The sequence below is a fragment of the Novosphingobium organovorum genome, from assembly GCF_022832435.1.
GTDB classification, from domain to species: domain Bacteria; phylum Pseudomonadota; class Alphaproteobacteria; order Sphingomonadales; family Sphingomonadaceae; genus Novosphingobium; species Novosphingobium organovorum.
This window is the reverse complement of sequence record NZ_JALHLF010000106.1, coordinates 1-12,353: the sequence shown is the minus strand read 5'-3', so window position 1 is coordinate 12,353 and position 12,353 is coordinate 1. Positions and strand designations below refer to the sequence as shown.

Sequence of the window (12,353 nt, the reverse complement as noted above, 5' to 3'; positions counted from 1 at the left end):
CGCGGCGCTGGGCGTCGCGCTCGGGCTCGGTGCGGCGCTGCCGGTGGCCCGCGCGGTGGCGCGTTCGATCCCCTGCTGGAGGCGGCGCTGGGCTTCCTGCAGCGCCTTTTCGCCATCGACCCTGAGCCCATTGCCGTCGAGCTTGAGATCGACCGGGTTGCCGTTGATGTCGGTGGTGATGATCGCGGTGCCGTCCTGGATGCGCAAGTTGCCGTCCGCGCCGAGCGGGATCGTCGCCTCGGGCAGCTGGTCGAGCCCTTCGACGTCGAGCGGCTGGACCGGACCTTCGGGCTGCGCCTTGGGCGCGGCGGGTGCGGCGCGTTCGCCCAGCGCCTGCTGCATGAAGTCGCGCCAGATGCGCGCCGGGGTCGAACCGCCGTGAACCCCGTCGAGCGGCGAATTGTCGTCGTTGCCGACCCACACGCCCACGACGTAATCGCCCGCGTAGCCGACGAACAGCGCATCGCGGTTGTCCTGCGTGGTACCGGTCTTGCCGAAGTTCGCCGCCTGCAGGATCGCCGCCCGCCCGGTGCCCTTGTTGATCGCGGCGCGCAGCAATTCCTCCATCGCCCCCTGTTCGGACTTGGACAGGCTGTGCTTGCCGTCCATCAGGCGCGCCAACCAGCCCTTTTCCTCGACCGGGAAAGCGCGCGGTTCGATCGGGAATTCGTTGGCGGCGACCCCGGCGTAGGCGGCGGTCAGTTCGATCAGCGGCATCGTCGCGGTGCCCAGCGCCAGGCTCGGATCGCCCTGCGGCAGCGGCACTGTGACCCCCAGCCGCCGCGCGGTGGCGATGACCTTGTCGCTGCCGACCTGCTGGAACAGGCGCACCGCGGCGACATTGCTCGAACGCGCGAAGGCATCCTCGAGCGTGATCGTGGGCGAATAGTGCCCGCCCGCGTTCTTGGGACGGTAGGCGCCGGTCTCGATCTGCGCGTTGGAGATCGTGTCGTGCGGCTTCCAGCCCTGTTCGATCGCGGTGAGGTAGGTGAACAGCTTGAAGGTCGAGCCGGGCTGGCGCATCGCCTGTGTCGCGCGGTTGAACGGGCTGTCGGCGTAGTCCTTGCCGCCGACCATCGCGACGACTTCGCCGTTGCGGCGCATGGCGACGAGCGCGACTTGCGCCTTGCCCAGGTTCGCGCGCTCGACCGCGCGGCGCGCAGCGAGCTGGAGCCGCGCGTCGAGCGTTGTCGTGTACGTCTGCGGGGCATAGCCGCCCTGGTTGAGCGCGCGCGCCTGCGGCAGCGCCCAGTCGGCGAAGTAGGTGCCGGTGGGCAGGTCGTTGGCATCGCGCACGTCGAGCCTGGGATCGGGCACCGCGGCGGCCTCGGCCTTGGTCATGTAACCCGCCTCGACCATCGCGGCGAGCACCACGCGCATGCGCTTTTCCGCGGCATCGTAATGGCTGCTGGGCGCCAGCGCGGACGGCGCCTTCATCAACCCCGCGAGCATCGCCGCCTGCCCCGGCGTCAGCCGCTCGGGCCGACGGTGGAAGTAGTGCATCGCCGCCGCGCGCAGGCCATAGGTGTTGTCGCCGTAGTAGGCGTTCGACAGGTAGCGTTCGAGGATCTGGTCCTTGGTCAGCCAGGCCTCGAGCCAGAACGCGATCAGCGCCTCGCGCGCCTTGCGGGTGATCGTCTGCTGAGGCGTGAGGAAGGTGAATTTGGCAAGCTGCTGGGTGATCGTGCTGCCGCCCTGCGTGGTCCCGGTGGTAAGGTTGGTCCAGGCCGCGCGCGCGATGCCATAGGGATCAACGCCCCAGTGCTCGTAGAAACGGCGGTCCTCGATCGCGATGAAAGCCTGCTTCACATGGTCGGGCAGATCAGCCGCCTTGACCGGCGCGGCGACGATCGCCCCGGTGCGCGCGATCGGCGTGCCATCGGCGGCGAGCAGCGTGATCTGCGGCGGCGAGACCGGCTGGAGCGACTTGGACAAGGGCGCGGTGACCGCCAGCCAGCCCACCAGCAGGATGAACAGGAAGAGGAACGCGGCCACGCCGCGCGAAATCCACCACCAGCGCGAGCGCTTCTTGCGCGGCGCCACATGGTCGAGGTCCACACCGGGCAGGCCGCCGGCGGGAAGCCCGCCCTGATCGCCCGGCCCGTCGGGCCTCGGCCCGGAAGCGGAATCGGCCACGGCGTTGGCGGAGGAAACGGGATTGGGCTTGCGGGTCAGTCTGAACATGGCTGGGACCGGATTACACCATTGCTCGCGTGGGCGCACCACCTCGTCGCGGGCGATAGCGTGGACAACCTTTCGCCTGGCCGAACGAGCGATACAGCCCCCGCAAACGCGCAAGGGGCGCCGCAGCCCCATGGCCACGGCGCCCCGTGCGGCGGTTTGGCCGCCATGCGGTGAAGCCCATTCAACGCATGGCGGCCTGCAGCGATCAGAACGCCACGCTGAGCCCGGCGCGGATCGCGAAGCTCTTGTCGGTGCCCTTGAGCGCTTCGGCGTTGACCGTGAAGCGCTTGGCGACGGCGCCCTGGATGCCCACGCCGCCCATCACGCGATCCTGCGAAAGCCCCGGATTACTGACCGTGAAGTCGAGCGATTCGGACGCGATGTTGGCGGTAAGCTGCGTGAACTCGTCGCCGAATTCATGCGTGTACTTGACCTTGCCGTAGACGCTGCTGGTGGCATCGAGCGCGTAGTCGAGACGCCCGGTCAGCGTGCCCACCCAGTAGTCCTGGCGCGTGGTGTGGACATGCATCAGGTCGTAGGTATCGCCCGAACCGCTTTCGGTGAAGCCGTCCATGCGCGCATCGAGATAGGCCATGTCCGCGTTCACCGTGAGCTTCCAGCGCTTGAAGTGCTGGAGGTACTCGAGCCCGCCCATCGCCGACCAGACATCGCTCGACACGTTGTTGAACGTGGCGGTGCCATGGTTCATCGTGCGCGTGCCGTCGCTGGAGAACTTGCCGTAGGCGACCCGGCCCGAAGCGCGCAGCGCGCCCTTGGCCGCGAAGGGCGCCGAAACCCCGACGCTCAGCTCATCGCCATCGACATCGGCGGCGAAGTTCGTGCTCGAAACGCTGCCCGCCGAGTGGCCGTAGGCCATCGTCACCTGCGCGTGGGCAAGCTGGTAGACCATGCCCAGGTTGAACGAATCGTCGCGCAAGCGGTTCGACACGTACCCCGCCTTGTCCTGGCCATCGATGCCCGAGCGGTTGTACGAACCGAACAGGTAGTGACGGCCCGCGGTCAGCTCGTCATACCCGCCAAGGTCGGGCAGGTTGGCGAGCAGGGCGGTCTTCATCTGGTCGAGAATGCCGGTATAGGCCTCGGGCGACCAGCGGGCGAAGACGTCGGCCACCGACGTGTCGTTGGCGAGCGCGGCGGTCACGTCGGTGAGCAGATGGCCGCCGTAGTACTGGGCGACGCCACCTTCGGTGTTGACCACTTCGGCGCCCAGGATCGCGCTGGCGTTGGCGTTGACCGAAACCGCGGAGACGAAATCGTCGTAGCTGGTGTCGCCAAGGCCGACCGCCTCGCCGGTGGAGAGGTTGAGCATGAGGTTGCCCTCGGACGCGCTGGCGCTGCCGAAGTAGCCCGAAACCGCGCCCTGGTCGTAGCTGAACAGCTGGGCCGTCTCGCCCAGGCCCAGGTTGGCCGAATTGTCGATCTCCAGGCTCGCCCCACTCGCGATCGTGAGCGAATTGTTGACCACGATCTGGTCGTAGCCGCCCGAAACACCCGCGCCGCTGGTGCCCTCGATCTGCATCTGCGTGGTCGAGCCATCGGCCAGCACGAGATCGTCGAAGGTCATCACGCCCGGCGAGTTGCCCGGCGCCAGCGTGCCGTCGTTGATCGTCGTGGTGCCCGAGACATAGCCGTTGCCGGTCAGCGAGCCACCGCCTTCGACGACCGTGCTGGTGGCATCGATCTCACCCGCGTCGTAGTCTTGCGAATCGAGGTCCTCGCCGTTGCCCAGGTGCAGTGTCCCCCCGTTGGTGACGGTCACCGTGGTGCCCGAGACGGTGCCATCGAGGTTGAGCGTGCCGCCATTGACGGTGAAGCTGTCCGCGGTGATCGAGCCGCCATCGGCAAGGTTGACCGTCGCTCCGCTCTCGATGGTGAAGCTCGTGCTGGTGCTCGAATAGGTCGATGTCAGCTCGAGCGTGCCCGACAGCGTGTCGATATAACCGGTGCCGGTGATCGTCCCGGTGAACTCGCCGCCATCGGTCACGGTCAGGACGTAGCTGTCGAGCGAAAGCGTGCCATCGCCGTAGAGCTGGTAGATTGTCTGGTCCGCGCCGAGCGCCAGGGTGCCCTCGCTCGCGACATAGACGGTGAGGTCGTCCGAGAGCACGTTCTCGCTCGCCGCGAGCACTTCGCCCTCGGAAATGAGCAGCGCGCTCGAGGCGAAGCTGTTCTGCGCCCCGTCGAGCGTGAGCGTACCCGTGCCCGTCTTGACGACGAGCGCGTTCGCCCCGCTAACCGCGCCCGAGTAGGTGCCGTCCGCGCTCTGGTCGAGCGTGTAGGTCACCCCGTCGGCCAGCGCGATCGTGCCGCCGGTGCCCGACAGCGTCCCGGTGTAGAGGTCCGCGTTGGCGTAGAGCGTGCCTGCGTTCTGGGTATAGGCCCCGTCGACCACCAGCACCGAATTGGCGGTGATGGTGCCCGCGTTGGTGAGGCTGCCGAACCACGCGTCCGCCCCTTGCTCGAGCGTGATCGAGCCGGTCTCGGCGTTGGTGACGGCGCCGGTCACGGTCAGGTGCGAATCGGTAATCAGAGTGCCCGCGTTGTCGAGCGCGCCAAAACGCGTCTCGGCGCTCGCGTCCCACGGGTCTTGCGCGCCGATCAGCAGGATCGTGGCGCCATCCTGGTTGGTCACGGTGCCGGCCACGTCGAGCGTGCCCAGGTTCGCGATGAGCCCGGTGTTGTCGAGATCGCCCCCAATCGTCGTCTCGGCGCCGCGATCGGTCACCAGCAGCCCGGCGTTGCTGGCATTGCCGGTCACCGTCAGGGTGCCCTCGTTGGTCAGCAGGCCCGTGTTGTCGAGCGCGCCGCCCACGCTGACCGAAGCCGCGCGGTGGATATCGAGCAGCCCCGAGCTAGACGCATCGCCGGTCACCGCGAGGCTGTCCGAAACCGCGACGAGGCCCGCGTTGGTCAGCGAGCCGGTGGTCAGCGCCGCCTCGACGAACGTGCGCCCGGCGTTGTCGAGCGAACCGATCGTGTCGTCGGTGCCCACGATGTAGGCCCCCGCATCCTCCACGCTCACCGCCAGCGTATCGGCCAGCGTGCCGCCGCCATGCGTGTCGATCGTGCCCTCGGCGATGGTCAGGCCGCCGGTAAAGGTGCTTGCGCCGGTAAGCCTGAGCGTGCTGTCGCCCTCCTTGACCAGCGAACCCGCGCCGGTGATCGCGCCAGCATAGGTGCTGTCACGGCCAAGGTCGATCACCAGCGTGTTGGCGGTGCTGCTCGCGCTGTCCGCGCCGCCGCCAAGATCGATCGTGCCCGAACCGACGAGGACCTCGGTGGTCAAGGTGCGCGTCGCGGCTTCCTCGGTGCCCGAGGAACTGTCGCCCATCACGTTGAGCGTGCCGGTGTTGACGGTGGCCCGACTGGTCAGGTCGCCGGCCAGATTGACCGTGCCCTGATTGACCACGTCGCGCTGCGTGGTGAGGTCGGCATCGATGTTCGCGGTGCCGGCGTTGTACAGCGCGGTGATCGTCTGGTCGCCCTCGATGGTGAAGGTGCCCTCGGCCGCGGTGGTCACCGTGGTGCGCACGCCCAGCGCCCCGTCGTTGGCGACGGTGACGCCGCCTTCCTCGATCGCCAGCGTGTCGACCTGGATGCTGTTTTCACCGCCCGCGAGCGTGAGCGTGCCGGTGCCGCTCTTCTCCAGCGTGGTGGCGCTGTTCTGGTGACCGCGATTGCCCTGCGCGCTGGCCGTGATGATCGCGCCCGAGTACGTGCCGTCGGCGCTCTGGTCGAGCGTGTAGGTGCTGCCCTGGCCGAGCACGATCGTGCCGCCCTCGCCCGAAAGCGTGCCCGAGGACAGGCCCTGGCTGGCGTAGAGCACGCCCGCGTTCTGGGTGTAGGAACCCTCGACCACGAGATAGGCGTTCGCGGTGATCTCGCCCGCGTTGGTCAGGCTGCCGAACGTCGGGTCCGAGCCCTGCCCAAGCGTGATCGAGCCGGTCTCGGTGTTGGTCACCGCACCGCTGACGGTAAGGCTCGAATTGGCCACCACCGTGCCCGAATTGTCGAGCGCGCCCAGCGTCGTGCTCGCGCTGTCCCGATCATGCCCATGGCCGCGTGCGGCGTTCTGGCTGGAGCCGAGCACGATCGTCGCGCCCGCCTCGTTGGTGAGCGTGCCATCGACGGTGAGATCGCCCTGATTGACGATCGTGCCGCTGTTGTCGAGATCGCCGCCAACGCTGGTCGAGGCATCGCGGTGAATGTCGAGCAGGCCCGAATTGGTCGCATCGCCCGTCACCGCAAGGCTGTCCGACACCGCGACGAGACCCGAGTTGTCGAGCGAACCCGTGGTCAGCGCGGCCTCGACGAAGGTGCGTCCCGCGTTGTCGAGCGAACCGATCGTGTCATCGGTGCCCACGACGTAGGCCCCCGCCGTTTCGACGCTCACCGCCAGCGTATCGGCCAGGGTGCCGCCGCCGTGGGTGTCGATCGTGCCCTCAGCGATGGTCAACCCGCCGGTGAACGTGCTCGCCCCGGTCAGGCGCAAAGTGCCCTCGCCGTCCTTGACCAGCGACCCGCTGCCCTCGAACGTGCCCGCGTAAGTGCTGTTGCCCGACTGGTCGATCACCAGCGTGTTGTTGCCCAGGTCCACCGAACCGTCCGCGTTCCCCCAGAAGCCGGTCGTCTCGATCGTGCGCTCGGTCGCCTCGGTGCCGTCATCGCCGCCAGAGACGACGACCAGCGAACCGTCGTTCTTGAACGCACCGCTAGTGTAGATGTCGCCCGCCATGGCCCAGGTGCCATCGTTGATGGCCGTGCCATCGGCAAACACGCTGGCGCTGTTGACGAGCACGCCCGAGTTGAAAATCGAGCCGGTGTGCGCTTCCCCGCCGAGCGCGATCAGCCCGTCGTTGTGGATGTCGCCCGACTGGAATTCGCTCCAGGCGAAGACCGCGCCACCGTTGGAAACGTCAACGTCACCTACAATTTTCGGATTCACATAGATGATCGTTCCCGACGACACCGAGAGGTCATCGGACATACCCCCCTCGGCCTGGGCCGGATTGGCGCAAAGCACGAGCGAGGCGGCCAGCGCCGAGCTCGAAACCAGGTTCAGATTCCTCATTTTCACGAATTACGATCCCCATCTTCTGACGCCTGTCCAGCGCCTGACGGGTTGGCCCGCTAAATTGAAATCATTAATGAATTCAACAACCTCATGGATCTTTTCGCACCCAAAAAATGATCCACGACATCTTATATTACATCAAAAAGCGCACATTTCCGCGCTCGCCAGCACGCCGCAATCCAGACGAAATACGTGCTTAATTTTCGCCAATATGATGGTGAAGATGCGGTCGCAGCGACGCCCCCGATGGGAGCGCGCCCATGCACGATTCGCGCGTCTCGCTAACCGCGTTTTGTCGGGAAATTTCGTTGTGATCCACAACTACTCTTAACGGCGCTCGCAAACGCCTGCCACGCCGCACCAGCCTGCCCACCCCCCAGGCGCACGCCGAAAGCCCGGCCCATCACCCAGTGAGGCCCGCCAGGCAGTTGACGTGGCGGCAAATTCGCGTAATGGCGCGCATTCGCCTCACATGCGGCGAAGGGCGGTTAGCTCAGTTGGTAGAGCATCTCGTTTACACCGAGAGGGTCGGGGGTTCGAGCCCCTCACCGCCCACCATGGATTACACCTCATCACATCTCACTGAGCGTTGTAACCCGCAGAAAACTGCGATATTTTTAGGGCCTTCCTGCTCATCGCGTCCGCCGCCATCTCATGACTGCCCATCCTTTTGGGGCATATTTGGGGGCCTCGCGATTCTCAATTCGGGACGAGGCCCCCAATCATGTCGCTCACCGACTTTACCATCAAGAACGCGAAACCCCAGGCGAAAACCTACAAGCTGGGTGACGGCGCCGGTTTGTACCTTCAGGTCAACCCGTCCGGAAGCAAGCTGTGGCGGATGAAATACCGCTGGGAGAGGCGCGAGAAGAAGCTGGCCATTGGCCCGTATCCGCTCATCTCGCTGGCCGAGGCGCGCGCCAGACGCGACCAGGCCCGCCTGCAGCTTCTCGAAGGCATCGATCCTTCGCGCGAGAAGATCCTCGCCAACTATCTGGCCCAGGCCAGTGGTGATGATCCTTTCGGCAAGGTCGCCCAGGAGTTCATCGACAAGCGGCGGCGTGAGGGCATGTCGGAATCGACGGCTACAAAGAGTGAATACTACATCACCCGCCTTGGCTCGGCGATCTCGCGGCTGCCGATCGGGGCAATCACTACAATCGAGATTCTCGTCGCGCTGAGGCGGATCGAGGCCAAAGGCAATTACGAGACGGCCAAGCGCGTCCTGCAGCTTGCCGGGCGCGTCTTTCGCTATGGGGTCGCAACCGCCCGGATTGTCTCCGATCCCACGCGCGACCTGCGCGGCGCGCTCATCGCGCCTCGCCCCAAGCATTACGGTGCGATCGTCGAGGCCGACCGGGTCGGTGAACTGCTGCGCGCCATCGACGGCTATGACGGACAGGAGCTGACCCGGCTTGCCATGCAGATTCTCCCGCACGTCTTTGTGCGCCCAGGCGAACTGCGCCATGCGGAATGGCACGAAGTGGACTTCGATGCCGCGATCTGGACCATTCCGACCGAGAAGATGAAGATGCGCCGTGCGCATCAGGTGCCCCTCTCGCGCCAGTCCATCGAAATCCTGTGCCGGGTCGAGGAAATTTCAGGGCCGACTGGCTATGTCTTCCCCTCGATCCGCAGTCGGCGGCGACCGATGAGCGAGAACACGATCAATGCGGCCCTGCGCCGTCTTGGTTTCTCGGGCGACGAGATGACGGCGCATGGCTTTCGGGCGATGGCAAGCACGCTCCTGAATGAATCAGGGCAGTGGTCGCCCGATGCCATCGAGCGCGCGCTGGCCCACGGCGACAGCAACAAGGTGCGCGCCGCCTACCATCGCGGCATGCACTGGAAAGAGCGCGTCGAGATGGCGCAGTGGTGGTCCGACAATCTCGATACGCTTCGAAAGGCGGCTGGCAGGAGAACTGGTCACGGACGTCCTGCGGGCACCGGTCCGGTGCGCACACGCCGGGGCGACGCGATCCGCGACGACACACGGCGAGGCCCGCGTGAGCGTGGTGGGAACCGGACATCGTCGCGGTCTTGGAATTGAAGCTCGGCCAGCAAGCTCAGCAATCCTGCGCCAATGCAGGGAGGTGGCTCTCAGTCTTCGGCGGTTTCGACCAGATATTGATCAAGTTCAGCGACCAGATCACTCTCGCGTATCTCTCCGGCGACGGCCGCCTTGAAGAGTTGCCCCAGGGTTTCGTCATTCGGCATGTCGAGGCCGTAGCCATTGATGGCGAAAAATTCGAGCATGGCGAAGGCGCCAGCGCGCTTGTTCCCGTCAATGAAGCCGTGATTGTCGGCAATCGACAGCCCGAGGCGCACTCCGAGCACGAGAACATCTTCTTCGCCTTCGTAGTGGTAAAGCGTGCGGGGCCGATCGACGGCACTTTCAACGAGAGTGAGGTCCCGCACGCCGTGGGGACCTCCATAAAGTTCGATTTGCTCTTCGTGAATTTCGACGACCTGATCGGCGTCGATCCAGTACGGTTCGCTCACTGAGCCAGATAGGCAAGCGACTTGGAAAACTTGGTATTGATTTCCGCACGGAGCTTCTTGCGGTCAATTTCGCGCTTCGGCTTCGCCTTGCGGGGTTCGCGATTCTTCGCGTCAGGCTTGTCTGCGTATTCGAGCATGCCTTCCTCCATATGCGCTGATACACCAGATATGTCACATATAGTGTGACGGTCAACGTGACTCTTCAACGACGTTGATATTCGTTGGTTTCAAAATTTCGAGTTAATGTGCGCATAGCACATCTGTAATTTCTGCTGCCTGAACCACTCGCATGAACGATACCAATGCGTTCACAAGCGCAAAACAAGCTGCAAGCATAATGGTTCGACAACGGCCAGGTCATTTGCGCGGCGAGCGCGCGACGACAGGCTTACGGGTTGGATTTCAACGGCCCTGCTGTCACGCAGACGAATTCACAACAGATCAGCATCATCGGCAATGAGCTCGTCCAATGCTTGCGAGCGGAGACGATCCCTGTGCGCCTTGTAGCGGAGCACGTCGTCGGCCTGGATGCGGCGATGCCGTCCGACCCATGTGCAAGGCATTGTGTCCTGGTCCAGGAGCTTGACGAGGTGCGGGCGCGACACATTGAGCAGGTCTGCGGCCTGCTGTGTCGTCAGCATTGCCTGGATTGGTGTGAGCCTCACCGCATGACCATTGCCGATATGGTCGAGCATTTCGCGAAGCAGATCGAACAAGGTGGGGGTGAGCTTGATATCGACCGACTTCCCGGACTGCGCTGCCTGTACGCTCAGGGATGCTTCACCTGACTTCTCGACTACGAGCAGGTCGCGAAGCTGTTTGGCAATCTGGCGGTCTTCAACTGAAGGCATGTCGCCGTTCGACGGCCTGGAATTCGCGGGAGGTGTCATGATGGCTCTCCGAAGAGCAATCTTCGATAGCGCATATTCGAAATAAACGAAAGGTCACGCGGCGAGCCAGACCTGATTGAGAATTTGCGCGGCGAGAGCGGACNTCAACTGAAGGCATGTCGCCGTTCGACGGCCTGGAATTCGCGGGAGGTGTCATGATGGCTCTCCGAAGAGCAATCTTCGATAGCGCATATTCGAAATAAACGAAAGGTCACGCGGCGAGCCAGACCTGATTGAGAATTTGCGCGGCGAGAGCGGACTTGTCCTGCGGAAGGAAGCGCCCGTAGTGCTTGGCGACCATGTCGGGCGTGTCCTGGATCGCGTAGCTCGCGCGCTCGTATGACCCCGTCTGCTTGAGGATGTGGGTGGCGAGAACGTCGCGGATGTTGTGCGGCCCGTGCGGAAGCAGTCCCTTGATGACGCCTCTTTGCGTGTAGGGATTGTAGATGCCGTAGCGCTGGATCACGAGCCGCCAGGCCTCGTAGAAGGTGTTCTGATCATATTCGGCGGTTCGGCTGGTGACCTTGGTTGTCTTGACGAAGAAGGTGCCCGGATCGGCGATTTTTCCGAGCAGCACCGGGCGGTGGCGGCGGATGAATTCGTCGATGTGCCGGTGCAGGCTTCCCAGGTCCGGAAGGACGAGCCGGAACGGGCGGCCATCGAAGAACGAGGATCCTGCGTTTTTGAAGGCGTTGGCGGGGATGACGACTTCCCAGCCATGGTCACGTTCGCTCCAGCGGATCTCGCCACGCTTCAGCGCTTCGAGCTGACGCTCGGACCGGGGCAGCCGGTCACGCGGGCAGACCATCAACTGGCGCAGGTTTTTCTGCCGCAATCCCAGATGCAGGCCGAGGCGAATGAGCAGGAACGCGCGTGCGGCTTCGGCCGCCGCGCGCGGATAGCGATCGGGATCGGGCGCCAGCCGCAGAACTTCGTCGGCGATCTTGCGGTACTCGCCCACCGGGCTGTCCGCTTCGAGAACGGGCAGGATGGGCTCGAACGGATCGCGGTGCACGCGCGCGACACGCTCGATTTCCTTGGCCCGGGCGACGGCGTGCGCGTGGAGCCGGTCGCAGGCCGTATCCCAGTCCTGCCGCGCGGCCTCAACATCGGCCGCGCTCAGCAGACCCTTGATGGGGAGAAGCCGCATTGCCAGTTCGGGCATCTGGCGCAGCCATCCGGTGCGTTTGCGGGTCAGTGCCGCTCCGAGGCGAAGCATGTCCACCTCCCAACGGGTGAAGAAGCCGCGCCGTGCCTCGCGCCACTGGATGTACCAGTCCCAGGTTCGCGGAAACACGAGCAGGGCCAGCGTGAGCTGCCCTGCGGGAACGCCAAGACCCGCGACAGCGTCATCCGGCGCGGCGTGCATAGCGCCGAACAGAAGGCCCAGGTGCTCCACTTTCTGGAGAATGGTCTCCTCATTCCAGACCCCGTTCCGGTGAAAGCCGATGTCGGTCAGCGTGCTCGACTTGAACCGGATGAGTTCCGCCAGTTCGGCGGTGAGGCGCGGCGGTGCCTCCTTCGCCGTGCGGGCAAGGCCGGTGGTGGGAAGCGCGTCACCGTCTTCGCCCTGGTCTTGTATCGGTGCCGGTCGGCCTTGAGGCTTGCGTCCGGTCAGCGACGGAAACCGCAGGCCGTAGCGCAGCTTGGCGGCATCGGCCTGATAGCGTCGATATTCGGTC

7 protein-coding genes and 1 tRNA gene are annotated in these 12,353 nt (G+C 64.9%); 2 read left to right on the top strand and 6 right to left on the bottom strand.

What is annotated here, in order from left to right:
• Together MTR62_RS17570 and MTR62_RS17565 are read right to left on the bottom strand one after the other, a co-directional pair.
• The coding region (locus MTR62_RS17570) for a transglycosylase domain-containing protein (RefSeq protein WP_244023357.1) at positions 1–2,184 on the bottom strand (2,184 nt) is incomplete at its 3' end.
• Positions 2,185–2,389: 205 nt separating this feature from the next.
• Positions 2,390–7,276, bottom strand: a complete 4,887-nt coding sequence (locus MTR62_RS17565) for an autotransporter-associated beta strand repeat-containing protein (RefSeq protein ID WP_244023359.1) — start codon at positions 7,274–7,276, stop codon at positions 2,390–2,392.
• Between the two features lie 485 nt (positions 7,277–7,761).
• Here MTR62_RS17565 and MTR62_RS17560 point away from each other — a divergent pair.
• Positions 7,762–7,837, top strand: a tRNA-Val gene (locus MTR62_RS17560).
• A gap of 166 nt (positions 7,838–8,003) precedes the next feature.
• Entirely contained in the window at positions 8,004–9,329 is a 1,326-nt protein-coding gene (locus MTR62_RS17555) for a tyrosine-type recombinase/integrase (protein ID WP_244023355.1), read from the top strand.
• Positions 9,330–9,379: 50 nt separating this feature from the next.
• Here MTR62_RS17555 and MTR62_RS17550 read toward each other — a convergent pair whose 3' ends face one another.
• The 4 genes from MTR62_RS17550 to MTR62_RS17535 all read right to left on the bottom strand — a co-directional run.
• Complete coding sequence (locus MTR62_RS17550) at positions 9,380–9,781, bottom strand: type II toxin-antitoxin system death-on-curing family toxin (protein ID WP_244023353.1); 402 nt, start codon at positions 9,779–9,781, stop codon at positions 9,380–9,382.
• A complete protein-coding gene (locus MTR62_RS17545; protein WP_159108040.1) occupies positions 9,778–9,918 on the bottom strand; it encodes a hypothetical protein in 141 nt (46 codons plus the stop codon). Before MTR62_RS17545 ends, MTR62_RS17550 begins: the two co-directional genes overlap by 4 nt.
• Before the next feature lie 294 nt (positions 9,919–10,212).
• Positions 10,213–10,671 (bottom strand): helix-turn-helix domain-containing protein, encoded by a 459-nt coding sequence (locus MTR62_RS17540; RefSeq protein ID WP_244023351.1) that lies wholly within the window; start codon positions 10,669–10,671, stop codon positions 10,213–10,215.
• 211 nt (positions 10,672–10,882) lie between these two features.
• Positions 10,883–12,353, bottom strand: a 1,471-nt coding sequence (locus tag MTR62_RS17535) for a hypothetical protein (protein WP_244023349.1), incomplete at its 5' end; no start/stop codon positions are given.

What these genes read in the sequence shown, in the direction of transcription:
- MTR62_RS17565 (WP_244023359.1), bottom strand. Translation starts at nt 7,276, where the DNA reads ATGAGGAATCTGAACCTGGTTTCGAGCTCGGCGCTGGCCGCCTCGCTC.
- MTR62_RS17545 (WP_159108040.1), bottom strand. Translation starts at nt 9,918, where the DNA reads ATGCTCGAATACGCAGACAAGCCTGACGCGAAGAATCGCGAACCCCGC.
- MTR62_RS17540 (WP_244023351.1), bottom strand. Translation starts at nt 10,671, where the DNA reads ATGACACCTCCCGCGAATTCCAGGCCGTCGAACGGCGACATGCCTTCA.
- MTR62_RS17555 (WP_244023355.1), top strand. Translation starts at nt 8,004, where the DNA reads ATGTCGCTCACCGACTTTACCATCAAGAACGCGAAACCCCAGGCGAAA.